The organism is Burkholderia sp. 4NA327C6 (assembly GCF_005502655.1).
In the GTDB taxonomy this organism is placed as follows: domain Bacteria; phylum Pseudomonadota; class Gammaproteobacteria; order Burkholderiales; family Burkholderiaceae; genus Burkholderia; species Burkholderia contaminans.
In genome coordinates, this window is sequence record NZ_SCNZ01000061.1 from 15,853 (window position 1) to 34,408 (window position 18,556).

At 60.6% G+C, this 18,556-nt stretch carries 11 protein-coding genes; 10 read left to right on the forward strand and 1 reads right to left on the reverse strand.

Features of this window, described 5'->3' with window-relative positions; genetic code table 11:
• Positions 1-7 precede the first annotated feature (7 nt).
• On the reverse strand, positions 8-2,173 hold the full coding sequence (locus tag FFS49_RS36915; protein WP_224755747.1) for a glycosyltransferase family 2 protein: 2,166 nt from the start codon (positions 2,171-2,173) through the stop codon (positions 8-10).
• A gap of 440 nt (positions 2,174-2,613) precedes the next feature.
• Here FFS49_RS36915 and FFS49_RS36920 point away from each other — a divergent pair, with 440 nt between their 5' ends.
• From FFS49_RS36920 to FFS49_RS36965, 10 genes are all read left to right on the forward strand, one after another.
• Positions 2,614-3,381, forward strand: a complete 768-nt coding sequence (locus FFS49_RS36920; protein ID WP_224755748.1) for an ABC transporter permease — start codon at positions 2,614-2,616, stop codon at positions 3,379-3,381.
• A gap of 3 nt (positions 3,382-3,384) precedes the next feature.
• Positions 3,385-4,098, forward strand: a complete 714-nt coding sequence (locus FFS49_RS36925) for an ABC transporter ATP-binding protein (RefSeq protein WP_105816056.1) — start codon at positions 3,385-3,387, stop codon at positions 4,096-4,098.
• A 180-nt stretch (positions 4,099-4,278) separates the two neighbouring features.
• Complete coding sequence (locus tag FFS49_RS36930) at positions 4,279-6,501, forward strand: glycosyltransferase (protein WP_105816081.1); 2,223 nt, start codon at positions 4,279-4,281, stop codon at positions 6,499-6,501.
• A gap of 12 nt (positions 6,502-6,513) precedes the next feature.
• Positions 6,514-8,568, forward strand: a complete 2,055-nt coding sequence (locus tag FFS49_RS36935) for a class I SAM-dependent methyltransferase (protein ID WP_105816057.1) — start codon at positions 6,514-6,516, stop codon at positions 8,566-8,568.
• Between the two features lie 13 nt (positions 8,569-8,581).
• Positions 8,582-10,756 carry a glycosyltransferase gene (locus tag FFS49_RS36940; RefSeq protein WP_105816058.1) on the forward strand — a complete coding sequence of 725 codons (2,175 nt, stop codon included), beginning with the start codon at positions 8,582-8,584 and terminating at the stop codon, positions 10,754-10,756.
• Between the two features lie 618 nt (positions 10,757-11,374).
• On the forward strand, positions 11,375-12,670 hold the full coding sequence (locus tag FFS49_RS43025; RefSeq protein ID WP_105816059.1) for an NAD-dependent epimerase/dehydratase family protein: 1,296 nt from the start codon (positions 11,375-11,377) through the stop codon (positions 12,668-12,670).
• 18 nt (positions 12,671-12,688) lie between these two features.
• Entirely contained in the window at positions 12,689-15,856 is a 3,168-nt protein-coding gene (locus FFS49_RS36950) for a glycosyltransferase (protein WP_105816060.1), read from the forward strand.
• A 2-nt stretch (positions 15,857-15,858) separates the two neighbouring features.
• Positions 15,859-16,632, forward strand: coding sequence for a glycosyltransferase family A protein (locus FFS49_RS36955; RefSeq protein ID WP_105816061.1), 774 nt, complete (start codon positions 15,859-15,861; stop codon positions 16,630-16,632).
• Between the two features lie 113 nt (positions 16,633-16,745).
• On the forward strand, positions 16,746-17,591 hold the full coding sequence (locus tag FFS49_RS36960) for a glycosyltransferase (protein WP_137910217.1): 846 nt from the start codon (positions 16,746-16,748) through the stop codon (positions 17,589-17,591).
• The gene (locus FFS49_RS36965) at positions 17,588-18,553 is read left to right on the forward strand and encodes an SDR family oxidoreductase (RefSeq protein ID WP_105816063.1); all 966 of its coding nucleotides are present in this window, start codon (positions 17,588-17,590) and stop codon (positions 18,551-18,553) included. The genes FFS49_RS36960 and FFS49_RS36965 overlap by 4 nt, the downstream gene beginning before the upstream one ends.
• Positions 18,554-18,556 lie beyond the last annotated feature (3 nt).

An 18,556-nucleotide genomic window follows, 5' to 3' on the forward strand; every position in this document is an offset into this window, starting at 1 on the left:
ACGCACGTCAATCGAATTGGCCAATGCGCGGCTCGTCGGCGAGTGCAAAGGCATGCTTCGACGCATCGAGCGTGAGGTTGGGATTGTAGGCCGGATCGTTGACTAGTGCCGCGCCCCAGCGTTGTTCCATGAAGAGGATTTCTCGCCGGAAACGTTGCGCCTTCTCCGGCGACAGATCGGAGCCACGCGTAGCGGATTCGTGATGGTACAGCTCGGCATGGGGTGTCCAGACATTGCGATAGCCGGCGTTGCGCACTCGAATGCAGAAATCGACGTCATTGAAGGCGACAGCGAGTTCCTCGTCGAGGCCGCGCACTTCGTCGTAGATCGACCGGCGGATCACCAGGCAGGCAGCCGTGACGGCGGACACGTTCTGCGTGGACACGGCTCTGCCGAAGTAACCGAATGCGCCGCGCGGCAGCCGGGCATGGATGTGGCCCGCCACACCGCCTACACCCAGCATCACGCCGCCATGCTGGAGCGTGTCGTTCGGGTACCAGAGGCAAGCGCCGATGGCGCCGTTGCCGGGCTGTGCGGCGAGGGACACCATCTCCTCGAGCCAGTCGGGCGTGATGACCTCGATGTCGTTGTTGAGCAGGCAGACATATTCGCCGTGCGACTGGCTGACGGCGACGTTGTTGAGCGTCGAGAAGTTGAATGGACGGTCGTCGCGCAACACGCGAACGTTCGGGCGCATGCGCAGTGAATCGAAGTACGCGAGCGTTTCCGGCTTCACGCTGCCGTTGTCGACGATGACGATCTCGAAGTTCGCGTATGTGCAGCGGTCGAAAATGCTTTCGACGCATTGCCGAAGCAGTTCGACGCCGTCTCGCGTGGGAATCACGATCGAGACGAGCGGCGCCGGTGCCGGCATTGCGTAGCGCACGCGAATGAGGCCGATGTCGCTCGCGGCTTGCGAGACGGTTGCTTCGACGCCGATGCGCTGCAAGTGTGCTTCGACGGCGCGAATGCCGGCAGTCAGCGCGTACGGCTTTTCCGCGCCGGAGGCTGCTGTACTGCCGGGAACGACGCGCCAGTGGTAGAGGATGTGAGGTATGTGGTGAACCGCATCGTGGCCGGCTTTTTCGATGCAGCGCATTGCAAGGTCGTGATCCTGGCTTCCTTCGAAGCCCTTTCGGAAACCACCGACTTCGCGAACGAGCGCCGTTTCGTAGACGCCGAGATGGGAGAACAGGTTTTGTGTGAGGAACAGCTCCGGGTTCCAGTCGCTCTTGAAGTACGGGGCAATCCGTTGGCCTTCCGGGGTCAGCTTGTCTTCGTCACTGTAGAAGAGGCGAGCGCGGGGATGTTCGTTGATCGCCTTGACGACCATGTAGAGCGCGTGTTCCGGAAGGATGTCGTCGTGATCGAGCAGCGCGACGTATTCCCCGGATGCGCAGGCGAGCGCGCTGTTGCTGGCTTCGGCGATATGGCCGTTCCGATCACGTAGCACGACCTTGATACGAGCGTCGCGCGCAGCGTAATCGGCCAGTGTGGTGCGTACCGCATCGATCTTGGACGCGTCATCGGCGATGCAGAGCTCCCAGTTCGGGTAGATCTGCGCGCGCACCGATTCGATCATCTCGCGCAGCAGTGTGATGTCGCTGTTGTAGGTGGGCACGACGATCGAGATGAGCGGGCGGTGCGCCAATTTCGCAACAGCTGCCTGCAGCGCGATGCGTTTGCCTTCATCGATGGTGTCGTACTGCGCGATCCAGCTCGCGTAAGCTTCGGGGCCGTCCTCGAACGTATCGCGAGCGAGAATCCGGTTGGCGCGACGGCGGATGCCCTGCACGCCCTCTTTACGCCAGATCGCGTAGTAGTGGCGCAAGGCGGTGGCGAGGCCGCCGCGCGCGCGTAGATGGGCGGCAACCGAGCGAGCCGATTGTCCGACGCGACGCGTCGCACCGACACCGGCGCGCAACGGCGCGGTGATGCGCCATGATGCCGACGCGTGAACGGCGGCAAGATCGGCCGAGAGCTGTTCGATGATGGATTGCTTGTTCGCGCTCGATTGCGCGCGCGTTTCCGCGGCGACGAGCTTTTGCTGCAGATCGGCGATGCTCGCCTCGAGCTCGGCGATGCGCGCATCGGCATGCTGGCTTCCCATGGTGACCGGGCCTGGGGATGCCGTCTCTCGGTCGGTGTTGGGCGAATCGCTGGGAATTTGCATGATCGTGAGAATTCGACGGGTAGTACGGACCGCGACCGTGCAGACGTGCGGTCACTGTGTGAGGCGATCGATTATAGCGGAGGCATGCGCTCGTACCGCGCCGGGCGGCACGCGCGACGGAGGCTGGATGTTGGTGCGAAACGAGAAAAAGGCCAATGAATTCAGCGATGTATGTGGCCCGACGGGCGGCGGAGGATGGAACTTCGAGGTTGGGGCCATTACAATACGGCCTCGAAACAGGGAGCGCAGGGGCGCCGCCGCGACACGGGGTGGCTACCTGCGACGCAGTCTGCTTTCGTGACGAGCGGTGAGGGCCGGTCATGCAAGGGCGACACGCGCGCCAGCGTAGTGGATTGTTATTTTTTTGAGATTAAAGGGTCACACGAAACATGCAACAGTTATCTGCAGTACGAGGCGGCGAAAGCAGAGCGACGCTTGCGATGCGGGACGTGATGGACGGGATCAAGGCGTACCCGATCTGGACGACACTCGCGTGGCAGGATATTCGCCAGCGCTATCGGCGTTCGGTGCTGGGGCCGTTCTGGATCACGCTGACGATGGTTGTCACGATCGCCGGCATGGGGCCGCTCTACGGTGCGTTGCTCAATATCAAGACGGAAGAGTTCGTTCCCTATCTCGCGCTCGGCATCATCACGTGGGGGCTGATCTCGACGCTGATCCTCGACGCGTGCAACGCGTTCATCGGCTCGGACAGCATCGTGCGGTCGGTACGACTTCCCCTCTCGTTGCATATATTTCGCTCGGTCTACCGGAATGTGCTGTTCTTCGCGCACAACATTCTCGCGTTCGTGCCGGTGATGCTGTACGCGAAGATCGTGCCGACGCTACAGTGGTTGATGGTCATCCCCGGACTGCTGATTATTGTGATCGCCGCCGTGCCGCTGTCGATTCTGCTTGGCATTTTCTGTGCGCGGTTCCGCGACATGCAGCCCATCGTCGGCAGCATCGTCCAGCTCGCGTTCTTTCTGACGCCGATTTTCTGGAAGCCCAGTGCGCTCGGCCATCGCGCTTACGTTGCACACTACAACCCGCTCTACATGTTTCTCGAACTCGTGCGCGGGCCGCTGTACGGGACGATGCCGGACGCGTCGGTTTACGCGGGTGCCGGTATCACGACGGTGATCCTGTTCGCGCTGGCGATTCCGTTGTTCACCCGTTTTCGTTCCCGTATCGCGTTCTGGATCTGAGTCATGGCATTTCTTAATCTCGACAACTGCAGCCTCAACTTGCCGGTGTATGGCGCAAGCAACCGCTCGCTGAAGCAAATGATGCTGTCGTCCGTGACCGGCGGGCGGATCGCCTCGGACAGCCACAAGTTGACCGTGGTCGAAGCGTTGCGTGGCGTGTCGCTCGACATTCGCGCTGGCGACCGTGTTGGATTGATCGGACACAACGGTGCGGGCAAGACGACGCTGCTGCGTCTGCTCGCCGGCATCTACGAACCGACGGCGGGTGTGTTCCGAAGCCAGGGCCGCGTGACCAGCCTGCTCGATCTGACGCTCGGCCTCGATTACGAGGCGACCGGCTACGAGAACATCGTGCTGCGCGGGCTGATTCTCGGCTCTTCCAAAACCGAGATGCAGCGTCTCACGCCCCAGATCGCGGAATTTTCGGAACTGGGCGATTACCTCAACATGCCGGTGCGAACCTACTCGAGCGGTATGGTTTTACGCTTGGCGTTCGCGATCGTAACGAGCGTGCATGCCGACGTGCTGCTGATGGACGAGTGGTTGAGTGTCGGCGATGCGGATTTCGTGAAGAAGGCCGAGAAGCACATGCTGGATTTCGTCGGCAAGGCCGACATTCTCGTGCTTGCGTCGCACAACTGGAACATCATCGACGATCTTTGCAACGTGATCGTCGAGATGGAGGCAGGCGCCGTCAAGGAAGTACGGCGGGTCTGAGTTCGCCGGCATGCATTCCGTGAATCTGGTTTACGCTGCCATTGCATTTCAGCAACGTGTTGTGTGCGGCGCGACGTCGCACGCGATCGTTTGCGGTCGTTCTGCTGTCAATAGGCGCGACGTGGCGGGCCTCGAGCGCTTGTCGGCAATCGCGCGGAAAACCGCTTGCGCGGGGAATACATGTCGCTGCTAAAGGTCTTCGTTACAAGTGAGCTGTTTCCATTTACGCATGGTGGAATCGGCCGCGTTATAGCCAATCTGCTCGATCTGCCGGAGTTTTCCAGTACTGGCGATTGCCGGGGCAAACCGGCGGTCGCTGTCGTCTTCACGGGCGAGTCGTTCGACGAGGCCCGATTCAACGCCCGTTTTCCAGGCGTGCTGTTTGTTGACGCGACGCCTCGAACGTATGTCGAACGCGACGGCGATACCGGTTTTCGCTACGTCCATCCGGATCTCTACACGACGCATCCGTTGCACGCCGTCTCCGTGAGGGCAATGCAAGCGCTCAGGCGGCTCGAAGGCGAGCAGGGTCCGCTCGACTACATCGAGTTCCCGGACTGGGGCGCGGCTGCGTTCGCGACGCTGCAGGAAAAGCGACTGGGTCTTGCTTTCCAGGAGGCCACGATCGCCGTGCGCCTGCACACGTCGGATAGCGTGCTGAACTCGATGGAGGCACGCTTCGTCGATCGGGCCGCACTTTCGCTTCTCGACCTGGAACGCAAGGCGCTGGCCGATTGCGATCTGATCATCGGGCAGGTGTCGGGAACGGCCACCGCCATGCAGCAGATCTTCGATTTCGACGATGCGCAATGGGTGCCGCGATTACATATCGATGCGCCGCCCGTCACGCTGGATCACGGCGCGCCGGCGCAGGCGTCGATCACGGTCACGTGGGACACGCCGATCGTCTTTTCATCGAAGATACAACGCATCAAACGTCCCGATATCTTCGTGCGCGGATGCTGTGACTTTCTCCGGCTCAATCCGCGCTATTGCGGGCAGATTCGTCTGATCGCGATGGCGACGGACGTGGACTATCTGGCGGAAGTGCGCCGCCTTATCCCGGGCGATTTGCTCGATCGATTCCACTTTGCGACCGATGCCGACGCGGCCGAGCGCCATCGCATCGTCAGCGAGTCGGTATGCGTGTTTCCGGGGACGTTCGAGTCGTTCTGTCTCGCGGCATACGAAGCGTCGCTCTCCGGCGCATTGTGCGTACTGGCGGACTTGAATCCGGCATTCGGGGATGCGTCACCGTGGCAGGACGGCATCAACTGCGTGAAGTTCAACGGATCGCCAGCTGGCTTGGCCCAAGCGTTGTCCAGGGTGTTTGCCGCGCCGCGAGCGCTGCGCTCCGTTGTCGTTCCAACGGGACCGAGGCCCTGGACATTGCCGAAGCACTCGCGCTCGGCCGAACGGGCATCGGGTGCGGCGCTTGTCAGCATTCTGATTCCACACCATAACCTCGGTGACTACGTCGAGGAGACGGTCGATAGCGTGCTCGAGTCCGCGTATCCGAATATCGAGCTGATTGTCGTCGACGATGCATCGACCGATCCCGAAAGCCGGGACGCGCTGCTTCGGCTGCAGGCCAGAAACGACGAGCGGATAAGGGTTGTCTGGTCGACACAGAATCGCGGACTGGCTGCTACGCGGAATTTGGCGCTTTCACATGCGCGCGGCGAGTTCGTGCTGACGCTTGACGCAGACGACCTCATTGATGGCCGGTTTGTGTCGATCGGGGTGGATGCGCTGACGATTAATGACGATGTGTCCTTCGTCGTGCCGCAAACGGCTTATTTCGACGATCGCCCCGACGCGAACCCGGCTGCAGACGCGTGGACCCAGTGCATCACTTTCGTGGGCGAGGCGAGATCGTCTGGGTTGTGTCAGAACCGCTTTTCGACGGCGACCATGATGGGCCGCACGGAAATGCTGCGCTCTCTTGGATATGACGAATCGCTGAGCGCATACGAAGACTGGGATCTGTACATGCGGGCGGTGATGGCGCGCAGCCGTTTCGTTGTCACGAACGCTGTTCATTTTTATTACCGTCGGCGCGCGCACTCGATGATACATTCGGAGGCCGCGACACGCAGGATCGGACTGTATTACCACGACATCCTGCGCAAGAAGCGCGTCACATTCGGAAGTATGACGCTGCCGATGTATGTGCTCGAGGGGATGAGCGGCACGACGCATGGGGAGTCCGTCGAGGCCATGCGCGCGAAGCTCGCGGCGTACGAAGGAAGCGCGGCCGTTGCGGCAGCGCTGGCACTGCAGGTTCGTCTGAATCGGCTTCCGCCCTGGATGCGGGCAGCGTTGAAACGGATGGCGCACTGGATGATGCATTTTAGAAGGGCAAGGCATGAGCGCATCATTGGCGCACGTGCCGACAGGTAGGTGAGGTCATCAATGGAAAAGGCAAATCAGAACTACTGGCTGCATCAGTCAGGGGCGGATTACGAGCGTCAGCAGATCTGGCGCGCGGAGCAAGGGCGCGCCGCATACCGAGCGCAGGAGACCTGGTTGATCGACCACCTGCGCGATCGCAGCGAACAACTCGGTCGACCAGTGCGTGTGCTCGACTTCGGTTGTGGTTTCGGGCGCATGGCGCGTGTTCTGTCGGCCTGCCCGTTCGTCGACTACCATGGCTACGATTTTTCTGAAACGATGATCCGGCAGTTGCTCGACGAGCCGCCTGCGACGTTGACGGATGCCGGTCGCCGTATTCGCGTCGCGCCAAGCGTGACGGAGGCGTTTGCAGGAGCCACGTTCGACGTCGTCTTCACGGTGTCGGTGCTGATTCACAACACGCGTGAGGATGCTGCCCGTCTGCTTGCGGAGATGAAGCGTCTGCTGGACGCAGAAGGTTATCTGTTGCTGATCGAGAATCAGCTCGTGCCGTTTGATCTTCGAGAGAACAATTGGCATGGCGGCTGCTGGGTGCATGATTACGTCGGTGATCTGGCCGCCGACAGCAACGTGCTGGTTTTTCACGATGTGATTCAAGATCACGACGTCTACAAGATCGAGCCGGCTGGTGCGAATGGTCGCCTGGTATCGATCATGCAATCCGATGGCCGGGTTCAGCCTCTCGACGAGAGCGAGCGAATGAGAATGAGCCTGCCCAGACTGAAGATCGCTCTTCAAGGACTCGCGGGCGAGTTGGAGCAAAGCGATGTTGCGGCGCTCGAAGGTCGACTTCACGACTTCGCTGAAACGACCGAAAACCAGCAGCGACTCATCGACAGGCAGGAGCGTGCGCTGGAAAGCCAGAAGATCGAGATCGAACGATTGCGCAAGGAGTGCGCCGACCTGCGCGAAGTGCAGGACTTGCGCAAACGTCTGCATCGTGTCCTGACCGACGCGCACCGCGAAATCGCGCCGATTCATGTGGTGCCGGTTGCGACGAGCGACGCCCCCCAGAGCAATTTCGCGAACGCATTCCCGGACGTGCGGATCGCGGAATGGCAGGCGTCGCGCGATACGATGTACGCGAACGCGGACACGCGATTCGACCGCGTATGCCATATCTTCCATAACGACTGGATGGGTATCCGCTCGGCTGTCGGCGCGCTGCCGGGCTACAAGCTTGCGATTCCGTCATCGACGGGCATTCCCGTGCACGAAATCGAGGCGATCATGCAACGACTGAACGATCACGCGATCGAAAAGATCGTTCTGCACGGCATTTCCGATTCCATGTACGCGTTGACGCGCGCGCTTGCAGACAACGGATTCCACGACCAGTACCTCGTCTGGCACGGCACGACGGCGCAATGGGTGTGGGAGGACGAGCGGCGCTACGCGCAGATGGCTATTCGCATGGCGCGCGAAGGCAGGGTCAAACGCTTCAGCGCGATTCGTCGCGGCCTTGGGCCGATCGTCGGGGAGCGCAATTTCGCGCCGCAGTTGGTCAACATGCCGCCGAGGGTCAACAGCAGTCAAGTGCGGCGGCGGCCGCCGCGCTCGGGGCGCTACAGCGCGCTCGCGCCGTCATGGAATGATTTGCGGAAGAACCTGGCAACGAACGTGCTCGCTGCGCAGACCGTGAATTCGGTAGATTCGATCTATGTGGTCGCGAAGGACTTCGAATTGCCGAAGTGGATTTCCACGAAAGTGAAGAAGGTGGGATATCGCGATCACGCAAGCATGCTCGAGCTGATGGCGACGATGGACATCGTATTGAACGTGACGACAATCGATTGCCATCCGATGGTGGACCTCGAAGCCATGTCGGTGGGCACGCCATGTGTACGCGGGCCGCTGTTTCTCGATGGTCTCGAAAATCACCCGTACGTCCGTCTCACTGCTGTCGACAATCCGATGAGTGTCGAAGACGTCGCGCATTGTATCGGGCAGGTGCTCGCTACGAACGAAGGCGAACTCATCGGCATGATGGATGACTACAAGCGTCAACTTCACGAGCTGTCGACGCAACGCTATGCCGAATTCCTGGCAATTTAAGGACAAGGGGCCAATGAAAGTTTTCGTAACCACCGAGCTGTTTCCGTTTACGCACGGGGGCATTGGTCGCGCTATCGCCAACATGTTGTCGTCGCTCGATCCCGCGCAGGCGGCTCAAACGGCCATTGTTTGGGTCGGTGACGATCTCGATTCGAATCGATTCGCGTCGGTATATCCGCAGATCAAGCTCGTCGTTGTATCGAAGCTCGATTACGAGCTAGTCGACGAGAACGGGGTCTGCTACCCGCCGGAATGGGCATTCACGGATACGGAATGGCACTGGCGGTCGGTGCGTGCGTTGCAGGGGCTGCGCAAGCTCGCACGCGAAGTCGGCAAGCTGGACTATATTGAATTTCCCGACTGGGGAGGGCTCGGTTTCGCCACGACGCAGGAAAAGCGCCTGGGGCGGGAGTTCGACGACAGTGTCGTCGCAGTTCGTTTGCATACGGTGGACAGCCTGCTTGCCGACGTCGATAGCCGGCTGGTCGACAAGCAGGCACTTGCGATCTATGACCTCGAGCGCAAGGCGCTGGCCGATTCTGATTCCGTCATCGCACAGATTCCGGAAGTCGGACACGCGATCAAAGCCTTCTTCGGCTTTTCAGACGAACAATGGCTGCCTCGCATCCACGTCCACGCGCCGCCCGTGACACTTGATTTCGGCGATGTTGCGCGAGAGCCGATCAGCGCTTGCGCAGATACGCCGATCGTATTCCCATCGAAAATCCAGTATCTGAAGCGGCCGGATCTCTTTCTCCGCGGTGCGTGCGGATTCGTGCGTGCGCATCCGGAATATCGCGGCAACATCGTATTTGCCGCACATTCGTCGCCGGATGCCATGGCGCGGCTGCGGCGGATGGTTCCACCCGATCTGGCGGGGCGCTTTGTCTTTCTCGACAATGCCAGCCCGATCGAGCGCGCGCATCTGCTGTCCCGGTCGATCAGCGTGACGACTTCGCAGTTCGAGTCATTCTGTTTGTCGGCGTACGAGGCTTCGCTCGCCGGTGCCATTTGCGTGCTGAATGGCAACAATCCGGCGTTCGGTGACAGTTCGCCATGGCGTGATGGTCTCAATTGTTGCAAGTTCGACGGTACCGCAGAAGGGCTTGCCGCCGCCCTTGCCGTTGCTTATGCGCATGGCGTGCGGGAAATTGTGAAAATGCCCTCCGACCCGACGCCGTGGGACATGTTGCAGGCGCCGCCTGCGCCGAAGTCGGTCGCGAGTCGCCCGCTCGTATCGGTAGTCGTACCGCATTTCAATCTGGGCGAGTATCTTCCGCGCACACTCGATTCGATCCTGGCGTCGACTTACGAGAACGTTGAAATCGTCGTCGTTGACGACTGTTCGACTGACGCGTTGAGTTGCCTCGCGATCGAACGCATTCAGACGTTGGGCGGGCGCATACGCATCGTTCGGAATCCCATGAATCTTGGGCTGGCGGCAACCAGGAATGTCGCGCTTCAGCACGTGTGCGGAGAGTTCATACTCACGCTCGATGCGGACGATCTCATTGGTCCCCAGTTCATCGAACTGGCGGTCGACGCATTGCAACGCAATCCTGAATTCGATTTCGTCGTGCCGCAAACCGGATTCTTCCTGGATCGAGAGGAAGGGCAGATCGGTCGACAGGCCGCATTCGCCGATTACGCGGTGTTCTATGGCGAAGCGCGGGCGCTCGGCATGTACGAAAACCGCTTTTCGACCGCAACCTGCATGGCGCGTACGGTAGTGTTGCGCGAGCTGAAGTATCGTGAAGAACTCGAAGCGTATGAGGATTGGGATCTCTATTCCCGCGCACTCGCCACGGGGAAGCGCTTCATTGCAACGAACGGCATTCATTTCTTCTATCGGCGTCGTGCGAATTCGATGTATCACACTCCGGAGCGTGTCGCGCGGCATCGTGAGTTGTACCACGCGTTGTTGACGGGCAAGATGGTCGAGGCGGGGGAGGTGAGGCTCCCACTGTATGTTCTTGAGGGCGGGCAGGCCGCCTCTGCAGCGCCCGGCGCGTTGGAGGAGGAACTCCACGCGTTACGCAGTCAGCTCGCCTTCTATCAGAACAGCAGGGCCATTTTTGCGACGCGGAAGATCGTGGAGTACCTCAAGGCCAAGGCGCCGTGGGCGATCAAGCTGACGCGGCACGGGTTGCAAACCGTATGGCGTGCGCGCAGACGGCTGCGCTCGTAATGGCCTTCAGTCGTCCAACACCCGGGTAGGAACTGCTCCATCGAGGAACAAGCGGAGCGCGGCTCGAATCCCGAAGGCGAAGCATTCGTCGCTGCGGGACCGATGGCCCGGCGCCTGATGTGTCTTTGCGTTCAATTGCTTTGTTTCTGGCCCCATAAAGGTAGCGGCCAGATTGCGCAAAGGCTCTCGTCTCGCCTACCGTATTCCGGAATGAGCATGGATGGGGGGCGGTTTTCTATCCGGGATGAGAGGTGTTCGAACACTTTTTGTTGCACTTCCAATGCGTTCCATTCTCGTCTGCGACGGGTATATGACTTTCGTTGAACCCCGATGCCAAACTCATCGGCTACAATGCTGTCGCTATAATTTTTCTTGTTTTACTTGTACTTGGCCGTCGTGTATGAGCCTCAGCATTCGGCTTATGCTTGACAAAACGACGACCAGCGCTCGGCCGATCATGCGGCGGCCCGACCGCCAATCTATGTGGCTGTCGATGCAGCCGCATGTCCTTCGCGACCGAGCATTGCCGAGGCTCGGGTTGTCCAAAGATCGTGCGCGCGTGGATGGGTGGAGCGCCTGCGCACGAGTGCGGGGAGGGCCGGCAGATGCTACGCTTGGATGCCTTCGAGAAGTCGCGCCGCGCACGCCCGGCCTGCCATCTCGCCGCGTTCGAAGCGAGACACAAGGCGTGGCCGTGAGCTGTACCGAACTCAAAGCATCGTTGCCCGGTTCTTCAATCGCATCAGACATTTTGATCGGGTCCGCACTCGATACGACAAGCTCGCGGGCGACTGGCTCGCCTTCGCTTGCCGGTACTTTGGGACGGCGGATGAGAACGCCTACGGATCGGAGCGAGCGTCAGGCAGGGTCGGGCGGTGCGATACATTCGTGTCACCAACAAGGAGCCCGGCCGCCTTGGCGGATCGGTTCGCCGTCGATGAGGCATCGATCGATGTGGGCAGGTATTGGACGGCGTTTGACAGCACTTGCGGGCACACCTACAGTTGCCGGCGCTTGGTAGGCGATTTGCTCGTCGAGCGACTACGTGCGAATGGCCACGTCGTGCGATGTGCGATGAGAAGGGTTATGGATTGCGCGAATGACGTCGAGTGCCCGCTTGGCGCGTCGATCGATACCTGGCTCAACGCCATTGACGGTGTCGATGGTGTCTTCCATCTTGCGTGGTCGACCGTGCCGCGAACGGCAAATGGTGCGCCGCTCGACGACGTCGCCACCAACGTCATAGGTACCGTTGCGCTGCTCGAGGCGATGCGGCGGCACCCGGGCGTTCCGTTCGTTTTTGCTTCGTCGGGCGGAACGGTCTATGGCGTACCGGAAGCCGATCGGGTCTCTGAGTCGCATCCGCTGCGGCCCCTCGGCGTGTATGGCGCGTCGAAAGCGGCGGTTGAAGGCTATGCGATGCTCTATCGCCGGCAGTTCAATGTGGACGCGCGCATCCTGCGTGTCAGCAATCCGTTCGGGCCTGGGCAGAACGTCGAGGGCCAGTTGGGCGCCGCGTCGATCTTCGCGTGGCGCGCGCTGGCCGGTCTCGACATTCAGATATGGGGCGATGGCTCGGTCGTTCGCGATTACCTGTATATCGACGATGCGGTGGACGCGTTCGTCGCGACAATGGACTCCCCGAGCGCCGCGTTCGGGCGCATGGACCCCGTCTTCAATATCGGCTCCGGTGAAGGCACGTCGCTCAGGCAGATTGTTGAGACGATCGGCGAGATTCTCGGTACGCCGGTTTGCGTCAAGTACGAGGCCGCGCGCTCATTTGACGTACCGGTCAGTATTCTCGACGTATCGCGTGCCAAACAGGTGCTCGGTTGGGTGCCGAAGACAACCTTCCGCGACGGCATGAGCGAGACGATTGCTCGCTTTTCAAAGAACACAGCCGTGCAACCGTGATCAGATTGAAGGACCTCGATGGCTACCGTTTCGGTTATTGTCCCCTTTTTCAATCAGCTGAAGTATCTCCGGCAATGCTTGGAGAGTGTACTGAAGCAGACATTTGATGATATCGAAGTTCTGCTCGTGAACGATGGCTCCGCGGAAGATCCGGCGGAACTCGTACGAGCATTGGGTGACCCTCGCATCAAATTGATCGTGCAAGCGAATGCGGGTGTTGCGATCGCGCGCAATAACGCAATTGCCGCCAGCAGTGGGGAGTTTCTGGTCTTCCTGGACGCTGACGATTGGCTTGCACCGACGATGATCGAAGAATTGTCACAGGCGCTTATCGGCGACAAGGATGCCGGTATGGCTTACTGCGACATCATCCGTGTCGATGAGCAAGGTGAAGTGGCAGATCTGCATAAAGTTGCGCATGCGCGAGCCGAACTGAACGGCAATATCTTGCCGTCGCTGATGCTCGGCGGATATTTCCCGCCGGTCTGCGTGATGGTGCGCGCGTCCGCCCTCGACAAGGTAGGGGGCTTTGATAAGTTGCTCGGAGGGTGCTGCGATTGGGACTTGTGGATCCGGATCGTCGCGTCCGGATTCACGGCACGGTTCGTGCCACGAGAACTCGGCTATTACCGCCTCCATGATCAGTCGATGAGCAAGGATTCAGCACACATGCGCTCGACGGCGGAGGCGACGCTCGCAAAGAACATGGCGGCGTTTCCCCGGCAACTGGCCAGCGCCATGCAACTGCTCATACAGACGTCGGCAGAGATCTACTCGAGCAATGTCACCCTCGAGCGGGAACGGCTGGGCCTGATCGGGTCGCAGCGGGAACACGAACGGGACATTGAGCGCCTCGAAGGTATTGTCAGCCAGCTCAAAGACGATATCGCATCCCTGGTGCGGGGCAAGGAATGGCTTGAAGTGCAGTGGAGCAACTATAAGACTGCCAACGTCGCCATGGAGCAGGACAAGCAACATCTGAGCGCAGCGCTTGCTGAGCACCGGTCGGAGATCGAACGGCTCGAAGCAATGACGCGCCAGCTCAAGAGCGATATCAATGAACTCACTACCGAGAAGCAATGGCTAGAGAAAAGGTTGGACGAATGCCACAAAATCAATGCCGCCAACGAGCTGGCCAATCAGAATCTGACGGAATTGCTCGCGCAACACAAGGCAGAGATCAGCCTCATTCCTCGTCCATCTCCAGAGTCCGGCCGCGGTACATCAACTATGCTAATTGATCGATTTGGGGCTGCGCGTCGGCGCGTGGGGAGGCTTGCAAGACGCTTCACTGAATCACCGGACGTATCGGTGGACGAAGCCGGGTTGCTGCGTACATCGCCGTTATTCGATCGCGCATATTATCTGGCGACCTATCCGGACGTAGCGGATGCGGCTATCGATCCCGTTGTTCATTACCTGCAATTCGGGTGGAGGGAAGCGCGGCAGCCGAGCATGTCGTTCGACGGTAACCGCTATCTCGACGATAACCCTGATGTTCGGGCCGCGGGGGTCAATCCGCTCGTCCATTACTTGGCATTCGGCAAGCAAGAGGGACGTCATTTCGCACCGGTGACCGTGCGCGCGACGGACCAGGAGAATTCCGATGCGGGGCCGGGCGATTCCATCGCGAGCGACGAGCAATCTTCCTCGCAGGAAATCCGGCGGATCATCGAGCAGTCCGGCTTGTTCGACCTCGAACTGTATTGCAGGCTCAATCCCGATCTGGCAAGTTTGCCCGACCCACTCGATCACTACGTTAGGCACGGGGGATTCGAGGGGCGGCGTGCTCATCGTTTCTTCGACGGGCGCTGGTACACGTGGGCCTACCCGGACGTCGCGACGAGCGGAATGCATCCGCTCGTCCATTACATGACGATTGGCCGGCCACAAGGGCGTCACGGCGGGCTGCCCGCCCACGTCCTGGGGACCATCGAAAAAATGGTCGCCGAAGCCGGTGAACTGGAGCCCACCATTCTTCTCGACTCCGCTTTTGCGGAGCCGGCATTGCTCGGCATCAGTTACGGCGGACAGTCGTGGTCCGGTATCGGTGCGTGGCAAAGGCTTTTCGATTCGTTGCCCTGCGCGTTCGAGCATATCGTGTTCGTGCCATGGCTAGTGCGCGGAGGTGCCGATCTCGCCGCGGCGAATGTCGTTCGTGCAAGCATCCAGGAAAACGGCATCGACTCGACACTGATCGTGCTGACCGACTACGACCGTACCGATGCCATCGACTGGCTGCCGGCTGGCACGCACGTGCGGGTGCTGTCCGAAATCGAGCCATCGCTGACACGTGCGGACCGAATCCAGTTGGTGGAGTCACTGATCTTGGCGTTGCGTCCGAAGTCGGTCATGAACGTCAATAGCGGTGCTTGCTGGGATGCCATCGCGAAGAAGGGCGCCGCGTTGAGCAAGTTGACCGAACTGTATGCGTGCCTGTTCTGCCGCGACTATACGCCGGACGGTCGCGCGGCCGGCTATGCCGATACACACTTTCGGGACAGCGTACCGTATCTGACGAAAGTCTATTTCGACAACGCCGGTTTCATGGCCGAACTGGCGGCGGATTATGGTGTGCCTGCGAGCATGCGATCGAGGCTCGTCACGCTTCACCAGCCTGTCGGCAATGTGGCTGTCGGGACATACAAGGGCGCCCCGAAAGCGGGCAATCGGGTGATGTGGGCCGGTCGTTTCTGCAAGCAGAAGAATGTCGATCTGCTGGTCGAAATCGCTCGGCGTGCGCCAGACTTCCACTTCGACGTTTACGGCTATGGGGACGATGCCTACGCGTCGAAGCTGGCGGACGCGCAGCGCGTGCTCGGTAACCTGACCGTCAAGGGCCCGTTCCCGTCGACGGCGAGTCTTCCGATCAACGATTACAATGCGTTTCTCTACACCTCGCTCTGGGATGGCTTGCCGCTGACGCTAGCCGATATCGCGTGCACGGGTATTCCCATGGTTGCATCCGCAGTGGGTGGGATTCCGGATCTCGTGACGGAGCGCACGGGGTGGTTGGTGCAGTCGTACAAGGATGCCGATCCATACGTTGCCGCGTTGCAAGACATTGTCCGCCGTCCCGATGAAGCCAGGCAGCGTGCGGAGCGCATGATCGACTGGGTGCAAAGCGAGCACTCGTGGGAGCAGTTCTGCGCAACCCTTCGCGTATCTCCGTCGTTTATCAACTGACCATGACGAAGTTCGATATTACAGCAGTCATCAATGGCCACGCCGAGGGGCTGCTTGCGCACGCCTCGCTCAACAGCTTGTCGCGCAGCGCGGATGCCGCGGCGGCGGCTGGATTACGTGTCGAAATGCTCGCCGTTCTCGACAAGCCGAACGCGCTGACGCTGCAGGTGTTTGAAGAATACGCGTCGCGGCGCGAGGATTTGCGAATCGTGACGGTCGAGCATGGCGACCTCGGCTATGCGCGCAATTCCGCCGCGGACGAAGCAAACGGGAAATGGATCGGGTTTCTCGATGCTGACGACATCTGGTGTACCGACTGGCTCGTCGCGGCGCACAAGGCCGCCGAAGCCGATCGTCGCAATGTCGCATGGCATCCCGAAGTGAACGTGTGTTTCGGCGCTACACCGAATATCTATCTGCACGTCGACATGGAAGATCCGAGTTTCCATGTCGCGCAGCTTGCATTTACCAATGCGTGGACGTCCCTCGTCTTCACATCCAGGGATTTTTTGAGGTCGGTGCCGTATTCGGGCACCGATTTCAAGAACAACATCGGATATGAAGATTGGGGATGGAATATCTCCGTCATCAACAGTGGCGGCATTCACAAGATCGTTCCTGGTACGTCGCATGCAATCCGGACCCGGCACACGTCGCTCGTGAAGCAGACGACGGCCGCGGGGTGTATCCCGAGGCCGTCCGATCTGTTTCGCAATGCGATCCGAAACCGGGCGGGCAAGGAGAGCGAGCGACTGCTTTCCGAGCAAGCCGATTAATTGCCCGATATGAACGCGGCCCGCTTGCAACTGCCTTCGTGTGTCCAGATGCATAGAATGGGCTGCCCTATACACCCGGCGCTTCGTCATGCGAGCGCGTTGCCGAACCACGGATGAATGTAACAAGCGCGCTGTCGCAAGATGCCGACGGCTTGTCGGTTTCCATCGTCGTATACCGTCCTGACGCTGTTCAACTCGAGCAGACACTCGTCAGCTTGGGCACGGCCTGCGCGCACTTGCGCGCGGCGTCGCCCACGTGTCCGGTCGACTTGTATCTGGTCGATAACGGCGGCCTCGGCGATGTCGGTGCAGTGACACGCCGGCTCGACGCGCAGGGCGTCAGATGTAGGGTTCTGACGGGACACGGAAACGTCGGCTATGGGCGAGGACACAATCTCGCGATCGACCTATCGACGCGCGCGCTTCATCTAATCCTGAATCCCGATATCGATCTGGACGCGCACGCCCTGGTTGCCGCTCGCACGTTCTTCGATTCGAATCTGGATGCAGGTGCGCTCGCTCCCCGTATCGGCGACGAATCCGGCGGGCCGCAATATCTCTGCCGCCGCTATCCGGCGCTGCTCGACCTGCTCGTGCGCGGCTTCCTGCCCGCGCGGTTCCAGCAGCCTTTCACGAATCGCCTTGCCCGCTACGAAATGCGCGATGTCATCAACGATTGCGACATCGTATGGGACCCCCCGATAATCAGCGGGTGCTTCATGCTGTTCCGGACCGAAGTCCTGAAAAAGCTGGGCGGGTTCGATCCCCGTTACTTCCTGTACTTCGAAGATTACGACTTGAGCCTGCGAACGCACCGTCTCGCCCGCGTCGCATATGTCCCGTCGGTTCGCGTGGTTCACCACGGCGGTGGAGCGTCCCGTAAGGGCTTCTCGCATATCCGGATGTTCGCGGCATCGGCTTTCAAGTTCTACAACCGCTTCGGCTGGAGGTGGTGGTGAGCCGCATCGTCGTGACCGGCGCGAATGGCTTCGTCGGCCGAGCGGTGTGCCGGCTCGCGCTCGCGGCGGGGCATGACGTCACCGGCCTGGTGCGCCGTCGGGACGGATGCATACCAGGCGTGCGCGAATGGGTGCACGATGCGCCCGATTTCGATGGTCTCGGTGACACGTGGCCCGACGACCTCGCGGTCGACGGCGTGATCCATCTGGCGGCGCGCGTCCACGTGATGCGCGATGAGTCACCAGATCCCGACGCCGCATTCGATGCGACCAACGTCGCCGGTACCTTGCGTCTCGCTAAAGCCGCGCGCCGGAACGGCGTGCGCCGCATCGTCTTCGCAAGCAGCATCAAGGCGGTTGGCGAGAGCGACGGCGGTGCGCCGGTGTCAGAAGCGGTGAGTCCACAGCCGCAGGATGCATATGGTCGCTCGAAGTTGCGAGCGGAGCGGCAGCTCGCGCAATTCGGTGCGTCGAACGGGCTCGACGTCGTGGTCGTTCGTCCACCGCTGGTCTACGGTCCGGGCGTGCGGGCCAACTTCCTGCGCATGATGGACGCGGTTGCACGCGGGCTGCCGCTGCCGCTCGGCTCCATCACGGCACGCCGCAGTATCGTCTACGTCGACAACCTGGCCGACGCACTGCTGCAATGCGCGATCGATCCGCGCGCGGCCGGAGAATGCTTCCACGTCGCCGATGACAATGCGCCGTCCGTCACGGGCCTGTTACGTCTGGTTGGCGAGGCACTCGGCAAGCCGGCCCGCCTGATCGCCGTCCCGTCTCCCTTGCTGCGTGCGCTGGGCACGCTTACCGGCCGCCGCGCGGCGATCGACCGACTGACTGGCAGCCTTGAGCTCGATACAGGCCGGATCACGCGCGTGCTCGGCTGGCATCCGCCTTATACGACAAGACAAGGCCTCGAAGCGACCGCCGCATGGTATCGTTCGCGCAATACACAACAATAGCCA